Consider the following 25,666-nt stretch of genomic DNA (forward strand, 5'->3'; position numbering starts at 1 on the left):
CGCCCGTCCTTCCACCGCGCCTCGGCCCGCCCCCCGGGGTCGTGCATCGGCCGGCGTCCCGGTTGCGCGAAGACTCATCACGCCCTCTTCACGCCCTCACCGGCCCACCGCACCACGCGACCCGACCCGATATCGGGCCGCCCGGATCCAGGCGTGGGACTGTCCTTAATGCGGGTTGGCCACATCCGGCCACGGTGTCAGGGGTTTAGCGGGAGGCAGGCGTTCTGATCCACTTTGTCCGGTTTAGGCGCCTCGTCCTGAGGCCGCCCCGAGCGTCCCGTTCTGAACGGGTGGGCGAGCAGAGGTCCGGTCAGGCGGCGGACAGGTCGGTGCCGACGCGGCGGAGGCCGTCCAGGTCGTGGATGTCCTCGGCCTGGGCAGGGACGATCGTCATCGGGACCGTGGGGTGCGCCGAGGCGAAGTGCTCGCGAAGGCGTTCCTCGCGGGCGGCGAGTTGCATGCGCTCGCTGTGCAGGCGGAGCAGGGCGGCGGTCAGGGTGTGCTCCCCCCGTTCCTCCAGCGTCTCGGCGGCGGCCAGGCTGCGCGCGGCGGACAGGCCGTGCGCGGTGGACCGGTGGACGCGGTTCACGACCAGGCCCGCCAGGGGCATGCGCTCCTCGGCCAGCCGCTCGACGAAGTAGGACGCCTCGCGCAGCGCGTCCGGCTCCGGGGCCGCGACCACCAGGAACGCGGTGCCGGGGGTCTGGAGCAGCTTGAAGGTCTTCTCCGCGCGCTCGCGGAAGCCGCCGAACATCGTGTCGAAGGCGGCGACGAACGTCTGCACGTCCCGCAGGAGCTGGACGCCGATGACCTTGTTGATGACCCCGGTGAACACGCCGAAGCCCGCGCTGATCACCTTGACGCCGAAGCGGCCGCCGGTCTTGGCGGGCGCGGCGAGCAGCCGCATGAACCTGCCGTCCAGGAACCGGCCCATGCGTTCGGGGGCGTCCAGGAAGTCCAGGGCGTTCCGGGACGGCGGCGTGTCCACGATGATCAGGTCCCAGGCGCCGGAGCGGTGCAACTGGCCGAGCTTCTCCATCGCCATGTACTCCTGCGTCCCGGACAGGCTGGACGACAGCGACTGGTAGAAGGGGTTGGCCAGGATCTGCTTGGCCCTGTCGGGATCGGCGTGCGCCTCGACGATCTCGTCGAAGGTGCGCTTCATGTCGAGCATCATCGCGTGCAGCTCGCCGTCGCCCTCGACGTCGATCCGGCGCGGGTTGTTGTCCAGCTCGGTCAGGCCCATCGACTGGGCGAGCCGCCGGGCCGGGTCGACGGTGAGCACCACGACGTCCCGGCCGCGCTCGGCGGCGCGGACGCCCAGCGCCGCGGCGGTGGTGGTCTTGCCCACGCCACCCGACCCGCAGCACACGATGATCTTCGTGCGCGGGTCGTCGATCAGCGCGTCCATGTCCAGGGCGGGCGGGGACTTCACGGTCGGGCTCATCTCAGGCGGCGTCTTTCCTGTCCTCGTCGAGCGCTGTCCTCGTCGGTCCTGTCCTTGTCTGTGCCGTCCTTGTCGGTGCCGTCCTCGTCTGTGCCGTCTCGTTCAGGCCCCATCGGGCTCCGCCGGCGGCCCGGCCCGGCGGGTTCATGCCGCGCCCTGGGCGCGAAGGGCCTCGGCGAGGTCGTACAGACCGGCCAGGTCCATGCCGTCGGAGAGGAAGGGCAGGGTGTAGCGGGGGCGGTCGATCGACTCCAGCCGTTCCTTCTCCCTGCGCTGAAGGGCGGTGCGGCGGGCGTGGTCGGTGGCCTCCGCGGCCAGCGCGGCGGCGATCGACTCGGCGTCGTGTTCCAGCCCGGCGGCCTTCACCCCGCGCACGATCTCCTCCATGTCGAGCTCACCGGCGGCGGCCGCGGCCAGGGAGGACGCGTCCAGCATCGGCGGCTGCTCCATGTTGACGATGACGCCGCCGACCGGAAGGCCCGCCTCGGTGAGGTCGCGGATGCCGTCCATGGTCTCCTGGACGGGCATCTCCTCCAGCAGCGTGACGAAGTGAACGGCGGTCTCGGGGCTGCGCACCACCTTCATCACGGTGTCGGCGTGGTTGCGGACGGGCCCCACCTTGGCCAGTCCGGAGACCTCCTCGTTGACGTTGAGGAACTTGGTGATCCGGCCGGTGGGCGGCGCGTCCATGACCACCGCGTCGTACAGGAACGAGCCGTCCTTCTCGCGCCGCCGCACGGCCTCGCTGGTCTTGCCGGTGAGGATCACGTCCCGCAGGCCGGGCGCGATGGTGGTGACGAAGTCGACCACGCCCAGCCTGGTCATCGCCTTGCCGGCCCGCTTGAGGTTGTAGAACATCTCGAGGTACTCGAGCAGGGCCTCTTCGGTGTCGATCGCGAGCGCGTAGACGTCCCCACCGCCGGGCGCGACCGCGACCTTGCGTTCCCCGTACGGGAGGGGCGGGCGGTCGAAGAGCTGCGCGATGCCCTGCCGTCCCTCCACCTCGACCAGGAGCACCTTCCGTCCGCCCGCGGCCAGCGCGAGGGCGAGGGCCGCGGCGACGGTGGTCTTGCCGGTCCCGCCCTTGCCCGTGACCACGTGGAGGCGTACGCCGTCCCAGTCGGTGTCTCTCGCGCTCACCCGATCGACCATATCGCCCGCTTGGTACCTCCTTGAGGGGGCGCCCCCGGCTCATGCAAGTGATTCCTGACACGGTCGGCCGGACGGGCGCTCGCATGGTGATCGGGGACCCGGCTTTCCGTCGTTCCGGGCGTCCCATGTCGTTGTTTGAGCCGTGCCCGCGCGGTTAGCTGGAAAACATGGGGCCGGTCACCGGGTCCGGCCTGCCGGACGCCCTTCACGCGCTTGGACGCTTGCCGGACCGGAGACCCGGGACCGCTCGAACGACGGCCCCCCTGGGCCCGCGAGGACTCAGGTCCGCCTCGCGTGAAAGGTGTCGTGATGGAAGCGGTGGCAATCGTCCTGCTCGTTCTCGTGGTCCTCGGCCTGATCGGCGCGTCCGCCTCGGTACGGGTGGTGCAGCAGTACGAGCACGGCATCGTGTTCCGGTTCGGGCGGGTGCAGGCAGCCGGGCGGCTGCGTCCCGGCGCGGTACGCCCCCCGGGGCTGACCTTCATCATCCCGATCATGGAGCGGATGCAGAAGGTCAACCAGCAGACGGTCACGCTGGGGGTGCCGGGGCAGGAGGGCATCACCCAGGACAACGTGAGCGTGCGGGTGGACGCCGTCGTGTACTTCCGGGTGATCGACCCGGTGAAGGCGATCGTGAACGTCCAGAACTACGGCTACGCGGTGTCCCAGGTGGCGCAGACCTCGCTGCGGTCGGTCATCGGCCAGGCCGACATGCAGGAGCTCTTGGGCGAACGGGAGAAGATCAACCGCAAGCTGCGCGGGCATCTGGACGAGATCACCCAGGAGCCCTGGGGCATCCTGATCGAGCGCGTGGAGATCAAGGACGTGTCGCTGCCGGAGGGCATGAAGCGGTCGATGGCCCGGCAGGCCGAGGCCGAACGGGAGCGGCGCGCCCGGATCATCACGGCGGACGGCGAGTTCCAGGCGTCCAAGAGGCTTGCCGCCGCCGCGGAGATCATGTCGCAGGACCCGGCGGCGTTGCAGCTACGCCTGCTCCAGACGGTGGTCGAGGTGGCGGCGGAGAAGAACAGCACGCTGGTCATGCCGCTGCCGGTGGAGGTCCTGCGGTTCTTCGACCGGATGGCGGGCGGGGGCCCGTCCGGCGAGGGCGAGGAGGTCGCCAAGCCCGGCCTCGCCGAACGCCTCACGCGCGCCGAACAGGACTTGGCCATCGCGGCCGAGCAGACCGACACCCTCGCCTCCGCCAAGGACGTGCCTCCGGTGCTCGGCCTGGACGAGCCGAAGGCGTCGTCCAAGGCGAAGGATGAGGAGGCTCCGGACAAGGACGTGCAGAACAAGGACGTGCAGAACAAGGATGCGCCGGGCTTGGAGCCTCAGGGCGGGGAGCCGACGCGGGAGATCGCCGCCGGGCTGGAGTCCCCGGATCCCCAAGCCCAACCCAGGCCGGAACAGGAGCGCCGGAAGTAGCCGGGCCGGCCGCTACCCGCGCCTTCCGGTCGGGCTCTGCGCCGGGCCTTCCGGTCGGGCTTCCGGCGGGCCGTCGTCACGGGCCGTCGTCACGGGATGAGGACCAGTCGTCCGCGCAGCCCGCCCTCCTCGAAGCGTTCGTGCGCCTTGGCGGCGTCGGCCAGGGGCAGGGTGTCCGCGACACGCGTCGTCAGGCGTCCCGCGTCCACGAGCGCTGAGAGGAGGCCGAGCTGGGTGGCGTCCGCGCGCACCAGCACGTTGGAAACCCTGATGCCGCGCAGCGGCAGTGGGACCACATCACTCCGGACGCTCACGTACGCGCCGCCGCGCCGCACGGCCTGCTGCGCGCTGATCCCGAGCACGGCGGCGTCGAGCGCGCCGTCGGCACCACCGGGTACGAGCGCCTGGACGGCGTCGCCCAAGTGCTCCCCCTTGGGGACGAAGTGGTCGGCGCCGAATTCGCGTACAAGGGCCTCGTCCGCGGCGCCGGCCGTGGCCACCACCCGCAACCCGCGTTGTACGGCGAGTTCGACGGCGTACCCGCCGACCGCGCCCGCCGCACCCGTCACCAGCAGGGTGTCCCCTGGGGCCAGGTCGAGCGCATCGAGCGCTTGAAGGGCGGTCGTGCCGTTCAACGGGAGGGTGGACGCGTGCACCAGATCCACAGCGCGTGGTGCCTGTGACACGGCGGCCGCGTCCAGGACGATCGCGTCCGCATAGGCGCCGGACGGGATGTCCAGACGATCGTTCAGGCCGATCACGGTGTCGCCGGGAGCGAGGCCACGGACGTCCGCTCCCACGGCGTCGACCGTCCCGGCCACGTCCCAGCCGAGGCCGACCGCCTGCCGCGCCCCGGGCGACCCGAAGGCGGGCATGAGACCGAGATCGGCCATGATGCCCGCGCGTGTGGCGACATCGACCGGGTTGACGGCCGCGGCGGCGACCCTGATCCGCACCTGGCCCGGGCCTGGGACGGGTTCCGGAACGTCCCGCACCTCGAGAACTTGCGTACCTCCAGGCGTCGCGACCGTGACTGCGCGCATGGTTGAACTCCCACATTGACGATGAGGCTGGCGGAGCCGGGCTTTTCCGGCCCCGCCGCCAACCTTCGCCGGAAGTTCACGGCGGCCGTAAGACGTTACCTGGAAGTGCGTTCGGTACCCGGAGGTGAAAGCCCAGCATGGCGACGATGACCGCGGAACAGCGCCGCTCGGCCGCCAAGGCCGCGCACGAGGAGTACATGGCCACCTGCCCGACCCATCAGCTGCTGGACATCATGAGCGCCAAATGGGCCTCGCTGATCCTGATCGAGCTGGCGGGCGGGACGCGGCGCTTCGCCGACATCGGCCGTGCCCTGCCGTCGGCGAGCGCGAAGATGCTCACGCAGACGCTGCGCTCCCTGGAACGGGACGGGTTCCTGACGCGCAGCGTGACGCCGGCCGTCCCGGTGCAGGTGGAGTACACGCTCACCCCGATGGGAGCGAGCCTGATCCCGCTACTGGCCGCCGCGAAGGACTGGGCCGACGCCAACATCGGTGCAATCCATTCGGCGCGCGCCCGCTACGACGCCGACAACGCCTGACCGAAGGCTCACCGCTTGCGGCGGGAGCCATCCAGGTGCCTGAGCCTTCCAGGTGAATGCGCACGTAGGCAGAGATGACGTGTATATGCTGCCGGGCCATGACCTCTCCCTCTCCCTCCCCCGTGGACATGGCGTTCGCCTTGCTGCGCGAGGGCCGAGCCGTGGACGCGCAGGAAGTGATGGTGAGGGAGGTGCGTGCGGTCGAGGCGCGGCATGGCAGGGGCAGCCCCGAATGGGCCGCCGTGCAGTGCGACTACGGGCACGTCCTGCTGAACTCGGACCAGATGGACCAAGCCGTCGAGTGCTACCGCGAGGCGTGCTCCGGACCGCCGCCCGCCGACCCGGAGGGCTACAAGGATCGCCTGACCTACCGGATGAACCTCGGGATGGCGCTACAGCTTGCCGGACGGCTCGACGAGGCGGAGGCCGAACTGCGCCACAACCTCCGGGAACGCCAGGGCTTCTACGGACGCGAGCACCCGGGTTATGCCTTCGCCCTGGAGGTGCTGGCGGACGTCCTGATGCGCGGTGGCAAGACGCACGAGGCCCGCGAGGCCATCGAAGAGACGGTCGGCAACTTCTGGCGCAACGGCCATGAAAAGGTCGCCGGTGCGCTGGCGGTCCGCGCCGAGATCATGAAGACCGCGGGGATGGACGGAACGCCGTTCACCGGCCTGGAGCAGCTACCCGACGAGATCATCGCCGTGATGGCCGAAGCCGTTCTGAACCGGATCGACCGGGCGGACCCGAGGGTCGGCATGGCCCTCCTCAGGGATCTCGTGGCGGCGCTGGAGGCGCGGCTCGGCCCGGACCACCAGGCCACTCTCAACACCCTGTCCGTCTTGGCCAACCTCGGAAGGAACAGCGGCGACCAGACCGGACGCGTCGACGCGCTCCGCCGGGTTGTGGCCGCGTACGACCGCCAGGGAAGGGTCGAGGACAGCGTCAGCGCGTTGATGGGACTGGCGCTGGCACTGACCGACAGCGGTGATCGGGAGGGCGGGCTGGGGGCGTACCAGGACGCGCGGGCACGGGCGGACCGGCTCGGTAGCCCGGAGCTGACCTCCCAGGTGCTGTGCAACTGGGGTCTGGTGCTGGCCGAGGCGGAGCGGTTCGCCGAGGCCGAGCAGCGCATGCGCGAGGCGGTGGCGTACGCGCAACGCGGTGCCGACCATGAGATGCTCGGCCGCGCCCAGATCGCTCTGGGCCTGTTCCTGCAGCATCGCGGGCGCCTGGACGAGGCACGGCAGATCGTCGAGGCGGGCCTGGCCGTCATGGACCCGGCCCACCCCGACGCGATCATCGGGCGCAGCCACCTGGGGGCGATCCACCAGGGCGAGTCGTGCGGCTGCGGCGCGCTCGGAGACACGCTCAGCGCCGCGTTCCGCGACTTCGTCCTCGCCAGGCTGCCCGCGGACCTGCTCAGCGGCCTGGACGTGAACATCGTGGACGGCGAGTTCAAGGTCGAGGTCCAGCTCAACCGGGAACCCGCACCCGACGAACTGGACCACCTCAACCGCGTGATGAACGCGGCGACCGCCGAGTTCCGCCGCCGCGTCCTCGCGTCCTGACACGGCCCCCCGGCGTTCGCGGCCGGGGGCGGATGACGCGCACGTCCGGCGGGCAGGGGGATCGCTAGGCTGAGCGCCATGAAGAAGTGGGAGTACGCGACCGTTCCGCTGCTGGTCCACGCGACCAAGCAGATCCTTGACAACTGGGGCCAGGACGGATGGGAGCTCGTCACCGTCCTGCCCGGGCCGAACCCGGAGAACCTGGTGGCCTACTTCAAGCGCGAACTGGAGAAGTGACGTGGCGACCCCGGAGGAGCGCATCCGCGAGCTCGGCCTGGAGCTGCCCGAACCGGTCGCCCCGGCGGGCTCGTACGTTCCCACGGTCAGGACGGGTTCGCTGGTCTACACCGCGGGACAGGTCCCGTTCGTGAAGGGTGAGCTGCGCGTCCTGGGCAAGGTCGGCGCCGAGGTCGATCCGGAGGTGGCGGCCGAGCAGGCCCGGATCTGCGCGCTCAACTGCGTCGCGGCGCTCAAGGCCGAGGTCGGCGAGCTGTCGAGGATCGCCAGGATCGTCAAGGTCGTCGGTTTCGTGGCCAGCGCGCCGGACTTCTTCGGCCAGCCCAAGGTGATCAACGGGGCCAGCGACCTGCTGAAGGAGATCTTCGGCCCGGCGGGGGCCCACGCCCGCAGCGCGGTCGGCGTCGCCGTCCTGCCCAACAACGTCCCGGTCGAGGTGGAGCTGATCGCCGAGATCGCCTGACGGGAGGGCGTGAGCCCGGGCCGGCGTTCGCCCGCGCTCTTGACGGAATGGCGTTCGGTATGTGCGAATGGGCCGCCATGAGGATCACACGTTGGGGCGGCCCATGCTGAACGGGCTCAAACTCTCGGGCGCGCTCAAGGCGCGGTTCGAGGACATCCATTCCGGCAGGACACAGCCGGTGCCGGCTCGGGACGCCGCGACGGTGGTCGTCCTGCGCGACCACGCCGAGCGCGGTCTGGAGGCGTTCATGCTGCGGCGGGTCGCCTCCATGGCCTTCGCTCCGGGCGCCTACGTGTTCCCCGGCGGTTCCGTCGACCCGCGGGACGGGGAGGCGGATCTCGCGTGGTCGGGCCCGTCCCCGGCGGAGTGGGGCGCGGCGTTCGCGGCCGGTGAGACGCTGGCGCGCGAGCTGGTGTGCGCGGCGGTCCGGGAGACGTTCGAGGAGACGCTGGTCCTGCTGGCCGGTCCCACCGAGTCGACGGTCGTGGACGACACCCGGGGCGAGGGCTGGGAGGCCGACCGGCAGGCCCTCCTCGACCGCTCCCTGTCCTTCGGCGAATTCCTGGACCGGCGTGACCTGGTGCTGCGCTCGGACCTGCTGCGTCCCTGGGCGCACTGGATCACCCCGGTGATCGAGCCCAGGCGGTACGACACCCGGTTCTTCGTCGCGGGGATGCCGGACGGCCAGCGGGCCCGGGACGTCAGCACCGAGGCCGACCGGGTGGCCTGGGTCCGTCCCGCGGAGGCGGTGGAACGGGCGCGGGCGGGCGAGTGGTTCCTGCTGCCCCCGACCCTGGCGACCATGGTGGAGCTGTCGGCGTACGAGACGGTCGCCGACGTCCTGGCCGCGCCCCGCCGGATCGTGACGTACGAGCCGGTGGCCGAGATCGTGGACGGCGAGGCGTGGCTGAGACTGCCGGAGGGCGTCGCCGAGCACTATCCGCAGGGATGAGGGGCGCTTCGCGGAGGAGGCGGTGATGCCCGGACGGCGGAGCCGGAACGTGCCGCTGTCGCGGGCCTTCCTGTGGCGGCTGGCGGGAACGCCCGCCTTGCGGTACCTGGAGCGCCTGGGCTGGAACCCGGCGCGGCATCCCGATCTCCGGTCGGGCAGGATGGGTCGGATGAGCGAGATCGACGGGATGGGCACGGATCGGGCGACCTGCTGGCTCGCGCCGAATCCGTCCGCGATGACCCTGGACGGCACCAACACCTGGGTCATCGGGGAGCCCGGTGCCGAGGAGGTCGTGGTCGTAGACCCGGGGCCCAAGGACGACGTCCACCTCAAGCGGGTCGTGGACGGGATCGCGGCGCAGGGCCGCCGGGTGGGTCTGGTGCTCCTCACCCACGGCCATCCGGACCATTCGGCGGGCGCCAAACGGTTCTCGGAACTGGCCTCCTCCGCCGCCTCCGCGGCTTCGACGGCGCGGCGGCCGGTGGCCGTCCGAGCGCTCGATCCGCGGCACCGGCTGGGGGACGAGGGCCTCGCCGAAGGCGACGTGGTCACGACGGGAGGTCTGGAACTGCGCGTCATGGAGACGCCCGGCCATTCGAACGACTCGCTGACCTTCTGGCTCCCCGCCGACCGCGCCGTCCTCACCGGGGACACGGTCCTGGGGTACGGGACGACCGTCGTGGAGGGCAGGCTCGGCGACTACCTGAGCTCGCTCGACCGGCTCCGCGCGTTCTCCGAGGACGTGGAGGCCGCCACGATCCTGCCGGGGCACGGGCCCAAGCTCGACGACCCGATCGGAGCGCTCGACCACTACATCAGCCATCGCCGGGAGCGACTGGCCCAGGTGGAGGAGGCCGTCGCCGCCGGTGCGCGTACGGCCAAGGAGGTCGTCGCACGGGTCTACGCGGACGTGGACAAGTCACTGTGGCCGGCGGCCGAGTGGTCGGTCCAGGCCCAGCTCGACTACCTGAAGGAACGCGGCGGGGCGTGACCGGCCCGTCAGGGGGCCGCTTCGGCTACTTCGACCGCTTGCGGAGCCGTTCGATGTCGAGGATGACGACGGCGCGCGCCTCGATCCGCAGCCAGTTGCGCTGGGCGAAGTCGGCCAGGGCCTTGTTCACCGTCTCCCGGGACGCGCCGACGAGCTGCGCCAGCTCCTCCTGGGTGAGGTCGTGGTGAACGTGCAGCCCCGTCTCGGTGGGCTGCCCGAAGCGCTCGGCGAGGTCCAGGAGCTGCTTGGCGACACGTCCCGGCACGTCGGTGAAGACCAGGTCGGCCATCACGTCGTTGGTGCGCCGCAGCCGCTGCGCCAGGGCGCGCAGGAGTTGAACGGCCACCTCCGGGTGCCCGGTGAGCCAGGGACGCAGATCGTCGTGCCCGAGCCCGGCCAGCCTGCACTCGGTGACCGCGATCGCGCTGGCCGTGCGCGGACGCGGGTCGAACAGCGACAGCTCGCCGAACATCTCGCTGGGGCCGAGCACGCTGAGCAGGTTCTCGCGGCCGTCCGGGGCCGCCCTGGTCAGCTTGATCTTCCCGTCCAGCACGACGTAGAGGCGGTCGCCCGTCTCGCCCTCGTTGAACAGCGTCTGGCCGCGTGCCAGCCGCACCTCGGTCACGTTGGCGCGCAGCGCCTTGGCGCCCTGCTCGTCGAGTGCCTCGAACAGCGGGGCCCTGCTCAGAACGTCCACGTCGCGGTCGGTCACGCTTCTCCTCCTCGAACACCTGCATACATAGTGTGACGTACGTCCCACCGCGTACGTGAAGGTAGGGTCCGCGGCTCGCCTGATATGGCGGGCCGAGGACGTACCCTTGCCCACGTGCCTCGCAACGGTAGCCCCGCCTCCGTGACGGCGGCCCGCAGACCCCGGCCTCGGGAGGAGACGCGCCTCGCGCTGGTCCGCCGTGCCCGGCGGATCAACCGCGAGCTGGCCGCGCTCTACCCCGACGCCCACTGCGAGCTGGACTTCACCAACCCGCTCGAGCTGCTGGTCGCCACGATCCTGTCCGCCCAGTCTACGGATCGCCGGGTGAACATGGTCACACCGGCGCTCTTCGCCCGGTATCGGACGGCCGAGGACTATGCCGCCGCGGATCGTGCGGAGCTGGAGGGCCTGGTCCAGTCGACCGGCTTCTTCCGGGCCAAGTCCAATAATATTATGAAACTGGGGCATGAGCTGTGCGAACGTTTCGACGGTCAGGTACCGGACAACCTCGATGATCTGGTAAGTCTGCCCGGTGTCGGGCGCAAGACGGCCAACGTGGTCCTGGGCAACGCCTTCGGCGTTCCGGGCATCACCGTCGACACCCATTTCGGCCGGCTGGCCCGCCGTTTCGGCTGGACCACCGAGACCGACCCGGTGAAGGTCGAGCGGATCGTCGGCGAGCTGATCCCCCGCAAGGACTGGACGATGCTCTCGCACCGGCTGATCTGGCACGGCCGCCGCATCTGCCATGCCCGCCGTCCCGCCTGCGGCGCCTGCCCCCTGGCCCGGCTGTGCCCGTCCTACGGGGAAGGCCCGACGGACGAGGCCACCGCGCGCAAGCTGGTCAAGGAGGGGCCGTTCTCATGACGTCCGGCCGGCGAGCAGGGACGTGGCGCTCCCGTCACTCCCGTCCAGCGGGCGGGGACGCGGCGTGACCGGCCACCCCGACCACCCCAAGACCTCTCCCGCGTGGCTCGACCGCTTCCTCGCGGCCGCTCCGGGCATGAGGATTCCCGACCGTCCCAGGCCGCGTCCCGGATCGCGTCCGGCGGCGGTCCTGATCCTGTTCGGCGAGGGCCCGGAAGGGCCGGACATCCTCCTCACGGAACGGGCCGCGACGCTCAACAAGCACGCCGGGCAACCCGCGTTCCCCGGCGGGCGCATCGACCCCGAGGACGACGGCCCGGTGGGTGCGGCCCTCCGGGAGGCGTGGGAGGAGGCCGGGGTCGAGCCTTCGGGCGTGGAGGTCCTGACCACGCTCCCCGAGCTGTACCTGCCGCATAGCGACCACCGCGTGACGCCCGTCGCCGCCTGGTGGCGCGAGCCGTCCGAGATCGCCCCGGGACACCCGGGGGAGGTCGCCACCGTGGCGCGGGTGCCGATCGCCGAACTGGTGGATCCGGCGAACCGGCTGACCGTCCGGCACCCGTCGGGGATCCGCGTCGGACCCGCCTTCCGCGTACGGGGCATGCTCGTGTGGGGCTTCACCGCACTCCTACTCACCCACGTCCTGGACGCGGGCGGGTGGAGCCGTCCCTGGGACTCCGGCCGCGTCGAGGACCTTCCACAGGAGGTCATCGACCTGTCCTCGCGCGGCTGAACCCACCGCCTCCCCGCCGTTGCGCCTTGCTCCGCATGCGTCGTCGGCGTGTCGCGAGAGAAAATTCAGAACCTCTGATGGCGGTCCCCTGACGTCCCCCGCGAGTCCATGGGCGGACGCTGGTGGCCCGATGACCGGCCGATCTCTCGCCATCCTCTTCCCATGCGCGGACGGTGACCGCATCGCATCGCCCTCCGCGGCTACACGAGTGCACATAATCTGGTACATCGAGGGGACGTGCAACGGCCCCCTGGCGCTATACGGTGATGCGGTGCTGGGCGACCACCTTCTAGACCTGATACTGCTCGTGCTCGTCGTGCTCTTCGCGGTATCGGGCTACCGCCAGGGCTTCATCGTGAGCCTGCTGAGCTTCGGGGGATTCGTCGGCGGTGGCGTCGTGGGCGTGCTCATCGCCCCGCCGATCGCCGAGGCGACCGTGGACGGCGCCGCGCAGCAGGCGCTGCTGGCCATCGTCATCGCGTTCCTGTCGGCCACCTTCGGACAGCTCCTCGCGTCCTCGCTCGGCGCCGTCCTGCGCAACCGGGTGACCGGCATCAACGCGCGCGCGGTGGACGCGGCCGGCGGCGCCGTGGTGAGCTCGCTGTCGCTGCTGATCGTCGCCTGGTTCTTCGGGACGCTGGTCGCCAACTCCGAGTTCCGCCCGGTGCGCACCCAGGTCAAGGCGTCCACGATCATCAACGGCATCGACGACATGATGCCGTCGCAGGCCCAGAGCTGGTTCGCCTCGTTCCAGGGGTTCGTGAAGAGCAGCGAGTTCCCGCAGGTCTTCAACGGGCTGGGCGGCGAGTCGGTGGTGGAGGTGCCGCCGCCGAACGACGCGATCCTCGACACCGAGGCGCTGCGCGCCGCCAAGCGCAGCATCGTGAAGGTGGTCAGCACCGCGCCGCAGTGCCAGCGCAAGATCGAGGGCACCGGCTTCGTGTACGCCCCGGAGCGCGTGATGACCAATGCGCACGTGGTGGCGGGGGCGCGCGGCCAGTCCACGATCGCCTCGCTGAGCGGCGCCCGCGACCGCGGCCGGGTCGTGCTGTACGACCCCAGGCGCGACATCGCGATCCTGCACGTGCCTGGGCTGGAGGCGCCGCCGCTGAAGTTCGCGGGACCCGCGCGGGTCCGGGACGACGCCATCATCGCCGGTTTCCCGAAGAACCACCCGTTCACCGCCAGCGCCGCGCGGATCCGCGCACGCCAGACCGCCAGGGGCCCGGACATCTACCACTCCGGCCAGGTCAGCCGTGAGATCTACGCCATCCGCGGCACGGTCGAGCCGGGGAACTCCGGCGGCCCCCTGCTCGCCCGCGACGGCACGGTCTACGGCGTCATCTTCGCCGCGGCCTTGGACGCGCCGTCCACCGGCTACGCGCTCACCGCCAAGGAGGTCGCGGCGGACGCCCGCGCCGGCGCCCTGTCCACCACGCCTGTCTCCACCCAGAGCTGCTCCGACTGACCTGGGGCAGAAAGTGGGTGGGCGGTGGGTTGACCTGGGTCACGGAGCGGATGGGCGGTGGGTTGACCTGGGTCACGGAGTAGATGGGCGGTGGGTGAGCTGGATCCGCACCGGCATGTCAGGGTCGATCCCTTCGGCGGCATTGTCCGCAACGCGGCGGGCCTCGGCGGCAATGCCGGTGATGTCGATGCTGTAGGGGGCGTCGTGGGCGTAGGGCTCGATCCGGTCCGCCGCGCGTTCCAGGAGGGCTCGCGCGCCACGTGCGTTGCCGCGACGGACGTGTGTGACGCCCACGGCGACCTGTGCGAGGCCACGCCATAGCTCGCGTTCGGCCTCGGGCGCTTCCTTCCAGGCGGCTTCGAGCACTTCGTGTGCGTGGAACGGCCTGTCCGCGTCCAGAAGCCGCTGAGCGTGCTCCAGCGCCTCGACGGGCGTCACGGAGAGGTCGTCGGGCATCGTGGGCACACCGGTGGCTCCGTGCGGCAGAGGGCGGCCGTACGCGTCGCGCGGCCGAGCGTTCCGGGGCCGGCCCGACTCGTCCCGATCTCGCATGTCCCCCATTGTCGCGCGTCCCCGTTCTGGTCCGCGGGGGACGGGCTCAGCGTTCGGGTTCGGGGTCCTGGAGCCAGTTGAGGAGCTGCGTGTCGAAGGCGCGGGGCCGCTCCTCATGCGGGAAGTGACCCGCCCCTTCGATGAGCTTCCAGCGGTACGGGGCCGACACGTACCGTCCGGAGCCCTGAGCGCTGATCGGGAGGACGCAGGGGTCCAGCGAACCGTGCAGTTGGAGCGTCGGCACCTGGATGGGGGTGCGCATGCGGTGCGCGTAGCGGATGCCGTCCGGACGCGGCTGCGAACGGACGAACCACCGGTGGCACTCCAACGCACAATGCGCGGCGCCGGGGATCTGGATGGCCTGCCGTACGAGACGTTCCGTGCGCTCATCGGGCCACCCCGGGCCGGACCACGCGTGCAGGAGCTTCCCTATGAGAGCCGCGTCGTCCCGTATGAGACGCCGTTCTGGCCACACCGGCAGTTGGTAGCCGAAGAGATGGCGTGCCGCCCATGCCTGCCCGCGCGGGTCGCTGCGTATGGCCTGACGCAGCCGCAACGGGTGGGGCGCGGACACGACGCCCAGGCGCTGGACGACCTTGGGGTGGTACACGGCCATCGTCCAGGCGAGCAGCCCACCCCAGTCGTGGCCGACGACGATGGCGTTCGCCTCCCCCAGCGCGCGGACGAGTCCCGCCGCGTCCCCCGCCAGGGTCACCAGGTCGTACCCACGGGGAGGCTTGTCGCTGGCCCCGTGCCCGCGCAGGTCCACGGCGGCGGCGCGGAAACCGGCGGCGGGCATGGACACGAGCTGGTTGTGCCAGGACCACCAGAACTCGGGGAAGCCGTGCAGGAACAGGACGAGGGGGCCGTCACCGGCCTCCACGACGTGAAAGCGCGTGCCCCCGGCGCTGACCGCCCGGTGGACCCATGGCCCGTCGACCTCGACGACGGACGAGCTGTGCCCGGGCATGGGCCGGTCAGCCCTTCAGCGCGGGGGTGTCCGAGTCGCCGCGGCGGCGCAGCATGGTCATGTCGTCCTTGAGGGATTTGCGGCTGCGCTTGGCCCCCTCGATCCGCTTGATGCGCAGCCAGCCGATCAGGAGCAGCAGCAGCGCCAGCAGCAGGTAGGCGGCCGCCACGATGAGGAACGCGGCCCAATGCCAGATGCCCGCGGCGACCAGGCCGTACGCGGCGGCGATCGACAGCAGGATCACGATCAGCCCGGCGATCAGCCCGGCGACGCTGAACATGATCCCGCCCCAGGCGGCCTTCTTGGCATCGCTCTTGAGCTCCAGCTTCGCCAGCTCGATCTCGGCTCTGACCAGGTCGGAGACGTTGCTCGTTGCCAGCGCGACCAGCTCACCGAGTGACTTGTCCTCGATGCGCTCGCCCGGCAGTGCCTCGGACATTTCCTCACTCCCTTCCAGGCCCCGGCCATCAGGACGGGCCTCACAGCCTGTCAGCCGGGCGATCGGTCGGGCCACCCGGTCACACGATCAGCGATCCGGATGTGACCCCGCGCGCATGCCCCCGTACCGGACACGGCCACCGAGGTGAGCGGGCTCTCGGTCGGAACCGCTGTCGTCACTCTCTCCAATTGTGCCGGGTCGGTATAGGCCAAACCGCCGATGAGCAGCGAAACAGAAACCCCGTCGCGGCATGGCAAGGCGATCCCGTACCGAATTTCCTGCGGACTGTCACGAACCTATCGACCATCCGCCTCTCGATCACACCGGGGGCACCATGCGTGGACGGGCGTGGACGGGCGTGGACGGCTGCTCATAACAAGGCGCCCCGAACCCTGTCCCTCGCCTGCGTCGGACGGGGGTGGGTCCGGGGCGCCTCAGCAGACGCCTGGGCGCGTCAGTCCTCTGGCTTGGCGCTGGGCAGCTTCTCAGAGATGAGGTCCATCACCGTGCTGTCCGCGAGCGTCGTGACGTCCCCGATGCTGCGGTTCTCGGCGACGTCCCGCAGCAGCCGGCGCATGATCTTGCCGGACCGGGTCTTGGGCAGCTCCGGAACGATCATGATCTGCCGCGGCTTGGCGATCGGGCCGAGCGTCTTGGCGACATGGTCGCGCAGCTCCTTGAGGAACTCCTCGCCCTCGACCTCGCCGCCCGCGCTGCCACGCGGGATCACGAACGCCACGATGGCCTGGCCGGTCACCGGGTCGGTCGCCCCGACCACCGCCGACTCGGCCACCTTCGGATGCGACACCAGCGCCGACTCCACCTCGGTCGTCGAGATGTTGTGACCCGAGACGAGCATGACGTCGTCCACCCGGCCGAGCAGCCAGAAGTCGCCGTCCTCGTCCTTCTTGGCGCCGTCGCCCGCGAAGTACAGCCCCTCGAACCGCGACCAGTAGGTCTTCACGTACCGCTCGTCGTCGCCCCAGATGGTGCGCAGCATCGACGGCCACGGCTCCCTCAGCACCAGGAACCCGCCGCCGCCGTTGGGCACCGACTGCCCCTGGTCGTCCACCACGTCCGCCACGATGCCGGGCAACGGCGTCATCGCCGCGCCCGGCTTACCGGACGTCACACCCGGCAGCGGGCTGATCATGATGGCGCCGGTCTCGGTCTGCCACCAGGTGTCCACCACGGGGGTACGGTCGCCGCCGATGTGCTTGCGGTACCACACGTACGCCTCGGGGTTGATGGGCTCGCCCACGGTGCCCAGCACGCGCAGCGACGACATGTCGAATCCCGCGGGGATCTCGTCGCCCCATTTCATGCACGTACGGATCGCGGTGGGCGCGGTGTAGAAGATGGTCACCTTGTACTTCTGGATGACCTCCCACCAACGGCCCTTGTGCGGGGTGTCGGGCGTGCCCTCGTAGATGACGCTGGTCGCGCCATTGGCGAGCGGCCCGTACACGATGTAGGAGTGCCCGGTCACCCAGCCGATGTCGGCCGAGCACCAGTACACGTCCTCGTCCGGCTTGAGGTCGAACACCGCGTAATGGGTGTACGCCACCTGGGTGAGGTAGCCGCCCGTGGTGTGCAGGATCCCCTTGGGCTTACCCGTCGTGCCGGACGTGTAGAGGATGTACAGCGGGTGCTCGGAGTCGTGCGGCTCCGCGGTGTGCTGGTCGCTCTGCCGCTCCACGAGGTCGTGCCACCACACGTCCCGGTCATGGACGGCGACGTCCTCCTTGGTGCGCCGCACGACCAGCACGCGCTCGACCGTCGGCGCGCCCTCCACGGCCTCGTCCACGATCGCCTTGAGCGCGGACGGCTTGCCGCGCCGGAACCCGCCGTCCGCCGTCACGACCACCTTGGCCTGCGCGTCCTCGATCCGGGTCCGCAGGGCGTCGGCGGAGAAACCGCCGAACACCACCGAGTGGGTGGCGCCGATGCGCGCGCACGCCAGCATCGAGATCGGCAGCTCGGGGATCATCGGCAGGTAGATGGCGACCCGGTCGCCCTTCCGCACGCCCAGCTCCAGCAGCGCGTTGGCCGCCTTGTTCACCTCCCGCTGGAGGTCGGCGTAGGTGATGGTACGGCTGTCACCGGGCTCGCCCTCCCAGTAGAAGGCCACCTTGTCGCCTCTGCCCGCCTCTACATGGCGGTCCACGCAGTTGTAGGCGACGTTCAGCTCACCACCGACGAACCACTTGGCGAACGGGGGGTTGCTCCAGTCCAGTACCTCGTCCCAGCGCTTGGACCACGTCAGCCGCTCCGCCTGCCGCGCCCAGAAGCCCAGCCGGTCGGCGGACGCCTCCTTGTACGCGTCGGCCTTGACGTTCGCGGATTCGGCCAGCTCGGGAGGAGGGGGGAAGCGCCGCGTCTCCTGCAGCAGGTTGGAAAGTGTCTCTTGACTCTGACTCAACGCGTACTCCTTGCGTACGAGAGGAAGGCGCCCGGTGTGCCCACTTCACCAGGGAAGGTGCCGCCCCACAAGTCTTCTGCTGTACACGTCCGTCGCTCTCTCGGACGCGTCCCGGGTTGTGCCCAGCGCCTCTGGCTCTGGAAGCGATGCTAGTGATGCCTCACACTCGGACCGTTCCCACCTCTCCGGTACTGGAACCGGTATAGGCGAAGCCGTCCCCATGCAAACACGTCCATGCCGGCGCGCACTCCTCCGGCTCGCGCCGGGGGCGAACCGTCCCCTCCGTGGCAACCCCCATAGGGTCGTCCCGTGACCGAATCCGATGCCCTCGCCCAGGTGGCGAATCTGCCTGGAGTACCTGACGCGGTGAATGACGCGCGTACCGCCGTGGACCGACTCCTGGGACACCGCATCCTGCGTCGGCGCAGCGCCGAGGTCTCCACCGAGGCCGCGCTCCGCGGGGCGCGCGCATCCGCGGCCTTGGAAGGGTCCCCGGTCACCCTGGAAGAGCTACGCGACATGGAGAGCCCCGCCGATCCAGTCGTTCACGGAGCGCTGAGGGTGTCCGCGGAGCTGGGCACTTTGGCCGAAACCTGGCGCAAGGCACCCCGCCAGGTGCTTGCCCGCCTGCACGTCCTGGCCGCGGCCGATGCAGTGGACGGTGCCGAGCTGGGACGCCCGCGTACGTCCGACAAACCGGTCCAAGACGCTCTGGACCTGGGAGAACCGCCTTCCCCTGCGGAGGCCGCCCGCCGTCTGGAACTGCTCAGCACTCTCCTGACGGCCCCCACTCAGGCGCCCGCGCTCGTGGTGGCGGCCATCGTGCACGGGGAACTGCTGTCGCTTCGTCCCTTCGGCTGGGGGGACGGCATCGTCGCCCGCGCCGCGGAACGACTCACGCTGGTCGCACGAGGACTCGACCCCAAGTCCCTGGTCGCCCCTGAAGTCGGCCACGCCGCACACGCTGACGCCTACGCCGACGCACTGCGAAGCTACATCTCCGGCACTCCCGCAGGCGTAACCACCTGGATCCGCCACTGCGCCAACGCGACCGCCGACGCCGCCAGAGACTCACAAGCCATTTGCGAGGCGTTCCAGCGCGGCTAAGGGATGAGCGCACCCCCATAGCGAACGGCGCCCCACACAATGGGGACGCCGTCGCCAGTCACGTCACACCGGGTTACCAAGCGTGCACCTCATATCCGTCGGAGCGGGACAAGCCCGTCACGACGCGCCTCCCGCGGCTGGTCGCGCGTGGGTACACCGGCTGCCGTGCTCGGACACCTGGTCCGTGGTTCCCTGTCTACGCCTCATGTGCCCTGTTGACAAGCCCCCATTCGGGGTGAAGGACGGGGCCAAGTCCTAGGCTGCATCTGACGCGGACCTGCGGCGTCCCTGCCTGGCGTAGACCCGCTCCGGGCGACGCTTCATTGGGATGTATCGGTGCTTCTCCGGCACAACGTCGAATCGATCACGCAGTGTGATCGATTCTTTATGTCGGCGATCGTGTCCCGTGCCGGAAGGATCTTTAGATCTCCTGTACGCTCCCAAGCTCAACCAGGGCTTTCTCACCGGATCCCGCCCAGGGACCACCGGAGGTCCGACGTGCACCCCGCTCCGCCGGAGTGGGACCGTGCCAACCCAGAGGAGAAAACGTGACTCGTCGGGCGACATTGCCGCTCGACGGGAGTTGAGGCGATCGGGCAGCATATGTTGTAACTGCCTAGACTGGAGGCAGGGACTTTGCCCGTCTCATAGACCAAACCGGCCTCCGGCTTAGTCTGATCGACCCGAGACTTTCTTGGGAAACGGGCCCGGCTCTACCCCCCCGGAGCCGGACCGTACGGCGACCCCCGCTCTCCCCCCGGCGGGGGTCGCCCTGTCTTGAGAACGGCCGGGGCGGCCCCAGCCGCCCCGGCCGTCCACACACTGTTTTCGCGCACCACCGGTCCCTTAACGCCCGAACCGCAACATACCTCCCATACGGTGCGCACGTGATCATCTCGGTTCCACCGGCCGCATTTTCGCACCACCTCCCGCCGTCGGCGTGGACATCCATGATCGAACCAGTACATCCGCGTCAACAACCGGACCGGTCCGACCACCAATGACGCGAAGCCCCCCGCATTCCACCAAAACGCCCACAGTTGTGCTTCGCCGCAGGTGAGAAGGTCATCAGCCCAGTTATCCACAGTTTGTGGAAGGGGTTACCCCGCCCCCTCGGAGCGCCGCAAGGTGGTGGCCTCGGAACGGCAAGGAGGCGCCATGACCATCGCGGCGATGATCGCGAGTAATGATCCTTCGATCATCGATGACCTGCTGCGGCTGGCCGCCGCGGCGGACGTCGAGACCGAACTCGTCCGGGACGCGGACACGGCACGGCAGAGCTGGCACTGGCCGTCCCTCATCCTCGTCGGCAACGACCTCGCCGAAGCGGTGACGACCAAGGCCCCTCCCCGCCGTCCCGGTGTCGTCATGGTCGCCCGAACGGACGACACCGAAGACCTCTACCGCAGGGCGATCAAGGTCGGCGCACAAGATGTCGCACGGCTCCCGGACGACGAGACCTGGCTCATCGACGCGCTGGCGTCCGCCGCCGAGCCGGCCGACGGGTGGGGCGGCACGGTCTGCGTCATGGGAGCCAGGGGCGGCGCCGGAGCCAGCGTCCTGTCCGCCGCGCTCGGCCTCACCGCCGCCCGTACCGGCCTCCGCACGCTCCTCATCGATGGAGATCCCATCGGCGGCGGCCTCGACATCGTCCTGGGGCTGGAAGACCAGCCGGGAGCCCGCTGGCCCCATTTCGCCGACCGTCGCGGCCGCCTCAGCGCGGCGAACCTCTACGAGGCGCTGCCCCGGCTGGGTGACCTGTCGGTCCTCTCATGGGTTCGCGAAACCCCCACCCCCGTCACCAGAGAGGCCGTCCAGTCCCTCCTCGACGCCGCCGCTCGCGCCTTCGACCTGGTGCTCGTGGACGTGCCGCGCCACCAGGGCGAGATCGGCCGCTCCGCCTTGCACGTGGCCGATGCGATCCTGCTGCTCGTCCCGGCCGAGGTCCGCGCCACCATGGCCGCCGACGGGCTCGTGGCGGCTCTGCGCAACGACGTCACCGACATGCGCCTGGTGGTCTCCGGCCACAGTCCGGTCGGCGGCATCACCCCGGAAGTCATGGCACAGGCGCTGGACCTCCCCCTGGCCGGAGTCGTGGACCACGAACGCAAGATCGCCGCCTCTCTGGATGAAGGCGGCATAGCGCGCGCCCTCCGCCGCGGACACCTGGCCGACCTGTGCGAACGCCTCCTCCCCACCTTCAACCTCCAGCCGCACACACAAGAAGCCCAGGCCGCATAACCACCCGACACCGAGCTCGCAGCAACCCCTCGAACGCCAAGGAGGCACCCATGCCCGCCCCAGCCAAAATGCCACCGAACACACCGGCCCACGTACAAGTCGAGCCCGAACTCGAACCCGCCCCGACACCACTCAACAGGAGACCCAATCCATACCTGCGCCCGAAGACGGCCGACCGTCTCGCGGGACCTAGGTCCTGTTTCGGAGTGAGATGAGCCGTGGCGTGTCATGCGCCGAAGCAGCGAGGTCTCCGGTAGAGCGTTCATCGGCCAAGACGACCCCCACGCCATCAAGTGCCACATCAACCGGCTCGAACGTCACCTGGGCACCCGCCACCACGTCCGCCAAGCTCGACGTCCGTCACCAGGCCACCGTCCACATCGCCGCCATCGACGAAGGACTCCGACCAACTGTGAAACAGCCCGAGCACGCCAGGCCATGTCCGCTGTCGAGCCGAGACGACGGCAACCTCGCACCTCAGCCACGGATACCGCAAGGACTCAGCCGGGCCGGCGCGCCTGAACCGGCGAAACCCATCCCGGAATCGCGACAGCCACAAGCCCACCAAGCGCGAACGCCCAGGGCACCGCCGACGGGAGGCAGAGGTGCCCGAACGGCAAAGCCATCCCAGGGCACCGCTGGGCCGACGCTCATCCACAGCCAAGGCGCACTCCAGCCGCGATGCCACCAAGCCGAATCGCGAGGGCCGCATTACAAGGGTCAGCCCGAGACTGGCCGGCACCACCCACCCCCAAAGCCCCAAAGGAACCAGGAAAGCGGAACCTCACTCCCCAAGGAGCAGAAGATGCCGCAGCACCAGAACCCCACCCCGGCGAGGTCACGGCGATGAACCGCCTTTCGGACGCAGTGAGAGGCCGCTTGGCGAGCGCTGGCGGACAACCGACCACAGGACGCGTCGCCGCCGCCGTACGGGCCGAGCGGCGTCTCCTGGGCGACCGCGAGGTGCTGGCCCTGGCCGACGAACTTCGAGCGGAGTTCGTCGGAGCAGGTCCTCTGGAGCCGCTGCTGCGCTCACCGGAAGTCACCGACGTCCTGGTGAATGGTCCGGGCGAGGTGTGGATCGACGTGGGCGCCGGTTTGGTCCGTACAGGCACACGCTTCCCGGACGAGACGACACTGCGGCGCCTGGCGCAGCGCCTCACCGCCGCCGCAGGCCGCCGACTGGACGACGCGGCCCCCTACGCAGATGCCCGCCTGCCGGGCGGCATCCGGCTGCACGCGGTGCTTCCGCCGATCGCCCCGAACGGCACCTGCCTGTCACTCCGGCTGCCCAGGCGCCGCGCGTTCACGCTCCAAGAACTCGTCGTGGCCGAGGCGATACCGCCCTCCGGCACCGACCTGCTGGCGGCCATGGTCGCGGCCCGCGTCGCCTTCCTCATCACCGGCGGTACCGGAACGGGCAAGACCACCCTGCTGAGCTGCCTGCTGACACTCGCCGACCCTCGCGAACGCATCGTCCTCGTCGAGGACTCGGCCGAGTTGAGCCCCGACCATCCGCACGTGGTACGCCTCGAAGCACGCCCACCCAATGTGGAGGGTGCGGGCGGAGTCACCCTGCACGATCTTGTCCGGCAGGCCCTGCGCATGCGTCCCGACCGGCTCGTCGTCGGGGAGGTCCGAGGCGCCGAGGTCGTCGTCCTGCTGAACGCCCTCAACACCGGCCATGAGGGCGGCTGCGGGACCCTTCACGCCAACGCCCCTGGCGACGTGCCGGCCCGGCTCGAAGCCCTGGCATGCGCCGCCGGCCTCACCCGCGAGGCCGTCCACAGCCAGATCGCCGCCGCTCTCGACGTCGTCGTACATCTGGTCCGCGAGCCCGAGAGCGGCAAGAGACGCGTTGCAGAAATCTGCCTTCTGCGTCGCGGCACCGATGGCCTGGTCGGCGTGATCCCCGCGGTCTCGTTCTCCCCGACCGGCGAACTCATCCCAGCACCGGGCGCCAACGCCTTAGCCGCTTGCCTAGACCACCGCTGGACCCCACCACCCGAGCACACAGTCACCAACAGCTAACAGCCGCACCCCCCAGCCTCGACCAACACCCACCCATATCGGCCGGCCATGCCCGCCCCTACGGGACGCACCCGCAGGGCAAGGCGAAGGAGAACCGCAGGAGAAGGGATGTACTCCATAGGCATCGCAAGCTCTTGCGCAGCCGTCCTCGCGTGGTTGTTGTTCGAACCCGCTTACGCGCAGCGTCGGCTACATCGGCTACTGACACCCAGCCCCGAGCACGATCAGGCCCTTCGAGAGTGGGTGCTCAAGCCCGTGCTCACCGCTCTGGAGGCTTTGCGTGAGCGGCGTCGGATGCCCCGCCGCTGGCGCCAGGCGGTCATCGAGCTGTGCGACGGGATGTCCTCCGAGCTGGCCGCAGGCAGAACACCGGACGAGGCATTCACCCTGACAGCCGCGCACCTCGATCCCCCGATCGCCGCCCAACTGCTGAACGCGTCCGCCCCTGCACCCGGACCACGCAGCAAGGCCACGGCACTCACCTCTCCGGAGAACACAAAGCACAACCCATCACCAAAGACTCCACCACACCTTGCGGAGGGCAATGTCACCCGTACGACGGTCCATGCGTTGCCGCGCCACCTGCGGCCCACCACCACGGGCGTGGGCCGGCCTCGCGCACACCGAGCTCCACGGACGCATCCCACCGCACCTAGTCAGCCACAGAGGGCGCTCGGGGTCGGCGAACTGGACGCGGCCCTAGCGGCACGACAACGAGCAGCACCGCCGACGCCCTCTGGCGCGGAGGCGAGCGCAGCCATCGACTCGCCAGAGCTTCGACCGCGCCCCATAGACCGCCTGGAGAAACTGGCCCTGCAACCGGGTGCTGAAGGGCTTCGCCTTCTTGCCGCATGTTGGCGGATCGCCGCGGAACAGGGCGGCACGCTGGCCGCCGTTCTGGACGACCTGGCCACGGCGCTCCGCGACGAAGAATCGAACCGGCAGGAGATCGCCACTCAACTCGCCGGTCCACGTGCGACCGCGCGGCTGCTGTCGGTACTGCCGCTCCTCGGGCTGGCCATGGCCGCCGCGCTCGACGCCGACCCCATGGCGTTCCTGTTGGGCACTCTGCCTGGGCTCGGGTGCCTCGTCCTCGGCGTAGGGCTCAACCTGACCGGTCTCTGGTGGACCCACCGCCTGGCCAGAAGCGCAGAGGAAATCCCATGAACCCATACAGCCCCTGGATGCTGCCCATGATGGCTGCCCTCTGCGCGGCGGTGTGCGGCTTCCTCGTCGTCCCTGACGAACGTCCCGCCGTAAGACGTCTCAAGCGCCATCTCGCTGCACCCAGACAAGCATCCCAACAAAGATCCCTTGATCCAAGCACCGCAGCCCCATCGGACCCCCAGCAAGATCACGCACCTGTGCAGGGTGGCAAACGCTCATCCATCCACAGACCCGATGAACACTCCTCCAAGCACCTGAACGACAAGCTCCTCCGCCGATCCACCGCCGTCCTGGTGGGCCTGGTCTGCGCACTCCTCCTGGGAGGCGTGCTCGGCGCGTTCGCCGGCGTCATGGCCGCCGCAGCGGTATCGCGTTCGTTCACCCGCCTGGGCCAGGCAGAGCGAAAGCGTCGAGACGCCCGGAGAATCGCGGATCTCCCCATCGCGGTGGACTTGCTCGCCGCCTGCTTGCGAGGTGGTACGCCCTGGAGCGAAGCCGTGGAGGCCGTCGCCGAAGCGGTCGGCGGACCGCTCGGTGAGGAACTGCAAGAAGTCGCGGTTCAGATCCGCCTTGGTGCCGATCCCGTGACGGCCTGGCTGGCGCTCGCCGAGGAACCCACGCTCGCACCACTCGCCCGTACCGCTGTTCGCGCAGTCCAAAGCGGAGCCCCACCGGCCGTCCCCTTGTCCAGACTCGCGCGAGACCAGCGCCGTACCGCCCGATCGGCCGCCGCCGCCCGAGCCAGAACCGCAGGCATCAAGGCCCTGCTTCCCCTCGGCGCCTGCTTCTTGCCGGCCTTCGTCCTACTGGGCATCGTGCCCGCCATAGCCGGAATCGCCAGGTCCCTACTCATCCCCTGGTAAGCACCCTGACCAACACCACAGCGAAAGCCCCCACCACAAGACCCAGCCGCTCACCCCAACGCCCGCCACCACCTGCAACGCTGCCCACACTCCCTGGTGAACGCCGCTAAGAAGGTGACCCATCGTCTGTGCTCAGGGCCCTTTCGTTCACGTCCACTGGAGTGGTGTATGGGGTCTGTGTGATCTATGACCGGTTCGTGTCGTGATGGGCGAGTCCCCGTGACGTGAGACGGCCACCTCGTGATCCTTCGAGTCGACCAAGACCAGTGAA

23 protein-coding genes are annotated in these 25,666 nt (G+C 70.0%); 15 read left to right on the forward strand and 8 right to left on the reverse strand.

Annotated elements, in window-relative coordinates:
- Positions 1–310: 310 nt before the first annotated feature.
- Together bagB and bagA are read right to left on the reverse strand one after the other, a co-directional pair.
- On the reverse strand, positions 311–1,447 hold the full coding sequence (gene bagB / locus QSK21_RS28340) for an ATPase BagB (RefSeq protein ID WP_285700342.1): 1,137 nt from the start codon (positions 1,445–1,447) through the stop codon (positions 311–313).
- Between the two features lie 144 nt (positions 1,448–1,591).
- A complete protein-coding gene (bagA, locus tag QSK21_RS28345) occupies positions 1,592–2,587 on the reverse strand; it encodes an ATPase BagA (RefSeq protein WP_285700344.1) in 996 nt (331 codons plus the stop codon).
- A gap of 321 nt (positions 2,588–2,908) precedes the next feature.
- On the opposite strand from bagA, the gene QSK21_RS28350 reads away from it, so the two are divergent.
- A complete protein-coding gene (locus QSK21_RS28350; RefSeq protein ID WP_285700345.1) occupies positions 2,909–4,027 on the forward strand; it encodes a slipin family protein in 1,119 nt (372 codons plus the stop codon).
- 89 nt (positions 4,028–4,116) lie between these two features.
- Here the strand turns inward: QSK21_RS28350 and QSK21_RS28355 are convergent, their stop codons facing one another.
- Positions 4,117–5,070, reverse strand: coding sequence for an NADP-dependent oxidoreductase (locus tag QSK21_RS28355; protein WP_285700346.1), 954 nt, complete (start codon positions 5,068–5,070; stop codon positions 4,117–4,119).
- Positions 5,071–5,216: 146 nt separating this feature from the next.
- On the opposite strand from QSK21_RS28355, the gene QSK21_RS28360 reads away from it, so the two are divergent.
- From QSK21_RS28360 to QSK21_RS28385, 6 genes are all read left to right on the forward strand, one after another.
- Positions 5,217–5,609 (forward strand): winged helix-turn-helix transcriptional regulator, encoded by a 393-nt coding sequence (locus QSK21_RS28360; RefSeq protein WP_285700347.1) that lies wholly within the window; start codon positions 5,217–5,219, stop codon positions 5,607–5,609.
- Between the two features lie 98 nt (positions 5,610–5,707).
- On the forward strand, positions 5,708–7,180 hold the full coding sequence (locus QSK21_RS28365; protein WP_285700349.1) for a tetratricopeptide repeat protein: 1,473 nt from the start codon (positions 5,708–5,710) through the stop codon (positions 7,178–7,180).
- Positions 7,181–7,258: 78 nt separating this feature from the next.
- Positions 7,259–7,417, forward strand: a complete 159-nt coding sequence (gene sp36, locus QSK21_RS28370) for a Sp36 family protein (RefSeq protein ID WP_285700350.1) — start codon at positions 7,259–7,261, stop codon at positions 7,415–7,417.
- Between the two features lies 1 nt (position 7,418).
- Positions 7,419–7,880, forward strand: coding sequence for a RidA family protein (locus QSK21_RS28375; protein ID WP_285700352.1), 462 nt, complete (start codon positions 7,419–7,421; stop codon positions 7,878–7,880).
- 103 nt (positions 7,881–7,983) lie between these two features.
- Entirely contained in the window at positions 7,984–8,832 is an 849-nt protein-coding gene (locus QSK21_RS28380; RefSeq protein ID WP_285700377.1) for an NUDIX hydrolase, read from the forward strand.
- A gap of 25 nt (positions 8,833–8,857) precedes the next feature.
- Positions 8,858–9,823, forward strand: coding sequence for an MBL fold metallo-hydrolase (locus QSK21_RS28385; RefSeq protein WP_285700354.1), 966 nt, complete (start codon positions 8,858–8,860; stop codon positions 9,821–9,823).
- 25 nt (positions 9,824–9,848) lie between these two features.
- On the opposite strand, the gene QSK21_RS28390 is transcribed toward QSK21_RS28385, so the two are convergent.
- Complete coding sequence (locus QSK21_RS28390) at positions 9,849–10,535, reverse strand: Crp/Fnr family transcriptional regulator (protein WP_285700355.1); 687 nt, start codon at positions 10,533–10,535, stop codon at positions 9,849–9,851.
- A 114-nt stretch (positions 10,536–10,649) separates the two neighbouring features.
- Here QSK21_RS28390 and nth point away from each other — a divergent pair, with 114 nt between their 5' ends.
- The 3 genes from nth to QSK21_RS28405 all read left to right on the forward strand — a co-directional run bounded on the left by nth (position 10,650) and on the right by QSK21_RS28405 (position 13,603).
- On the forward strand, positions 10,650–11,402 hold the full coding sequence (gene nth, locus QSK21_RS28395) for an endonuclease III (RefSeq protein ID WP_352231336.1): 753 nt from the start codon (positions 10,650–10,652) through the stop codon (positions 11,400–11,402).
- A 136-nt stretch (positions 11,403–11,538) separates the two neighbouring features.
- A complete protein-coding gene (locus QSK21_RS28400) occupies positions 11,539–12,135 on the forward strand; it encodes an NUDIX hydrolase (protein ID WP_285700379.1) in 597 nt (198 codons plus the stop codon).
- 271 nt (positions 12,136–12,406) lie between these two features.
- On the forward strand, positions 12,407–13,603 hold the full coding sequence (locus tag QSK21_RS28405; protein WP_285700357.1) for a MarP family serine protease: 1,197 nt from the start codon (positions 12,407–12,409) through the stop codon (positions 13,601–13,603).
- Between the two features lie 72 nt (positions 13,604–13,675).
- On the opposite strand, the gene QSK21_RS28410 is transcribed toward QSK21_RS28405, so the two are convergent.
- The 4 genes from QSK21_RS28410 to acs all read right to left on the reverse strand — a co-directional run bounded on the left by QSK21_RS28410 (position 13,676) and on the right by acs (position 17,986).
- Positions 13,676–14,059, reverse strand: a complete 384-nt coding sequence (locus QSK21_RS28410) for a DUF309 domain-containing protein (protein WP_285700358.1) — start codon at positions 14,057–14,059, stop codon at positions 13,676–13,678.
- Positions 14,060–14,201: 142 nt separating this feature from the next.
- Positions 14,202–15,125 (reverse strand): alpha/beta fold hydrolase, encoded by a 924-nt coding sequence (locus tag QSK21_RS28415; protein ID WP_285700361.1) that lies wholly within the window; start codon positions 15,123–15,125, stop codon positions 14,202–14,204.
- Positions 15,126–15,132: 7 nt separating this feature from the next.
- Positions 15,133–15,564 (reverse strand): phage holin family protein, encoded by a 432-nt coding sequence (locus QSK21_RS28420; protein ID WP_285700362.1) that lies wholly within the window; start codon positions 15,562–15,564, stop codon positions 15,133–15,135.
- Positions 15,565–16,018: 454 nt separating this feature from the next.
- Positions 16,019–17,986 (reverse strand): acetate--CoA ligase, encoded by a 1,968-nt coding sequence (gene acs, locus QSK21_RS28425; RefSeq protein ID WP_285700364.1) that lies wholly within the window; start codon positions 17,984–17,986, stop codon positions 16,019–16,021.
- 309 nt (positions 17,987–18,295) lie between these two features.
- On the opposite strand from acs, the gene QSK21_RS28430 reads away from it, so the two are divergent.
- From QSK21_RS28430 to QSK21_RS28450, 5 genes are all read left to right on the forward strand, one after another.
- Entirely contained in the window at positions 18,296–19,093 is a 798-nt protein-coding gene (locus QSK21_RS28430; RefSeq protein ID WP_285700367.1) for a Fic family protein, read from the forward strand.
- Between the two features lie 1,158 nt (positions 19,094–20,251).
- Complete coding sequence (gene ssd, locus QSK21_RS28435; protein ID WP_285700368.1) at positions 20,252–21,334, forward strand: septum site-determining protein Ssd; 1,083 nt, start codon at positions 20,252–20,254, stop codon at positions 21,332–21,334.
- A gap of 846 nt (positions 21,335–22,180) precedes the next feature.
- On the forward strand, positions 22,181–23,365 hold the full coding sequence (locus QSK21_RS28440; protein ID WP_285700369.1) for a TadA family conjugal transfer-associated ATPase: 1,185 nt from the start codon (positions 22,181–22,183) through the stop codon (positions 23,363–23,365).
- Positions 23,366–23,608: 243 nt separating this feature from the next.
- A complete protein-coding gene (locus QSK21_RS28445) occupies positions 23,609–24,532 on the forward strand; it encodes a type II secretion system F family protein (RefSeq protein ID WP_285700370.1) in 924 nt (307 codons plus the stop codon).
- A 350-nt stretch (positions 24,533–24,882) separates the two neighbouring features.
- Positions 24,883–25,395: a type II secretion system F family protein gene (locus QSK21_RS28450; protein ID WP_285700380.1), complete on the forward strand. Its 513-nt coding sequence runs from the start codon at positions 24,883–24,885 to the stop codon at positions 25,393–25,395.
- The last annotated feature ends 271 nt before the right edge of the window (positions 25,396–25,666 follow it).

It is taken from the genome of Actinomadura sp. NBRC 104412, assembly GCF_030269515.1.
Lineage (GTDB): Bacteria > Actinomycetota > Actinomycetes > Streptosporangiales > Streptosporangiaceae > Spirillospora.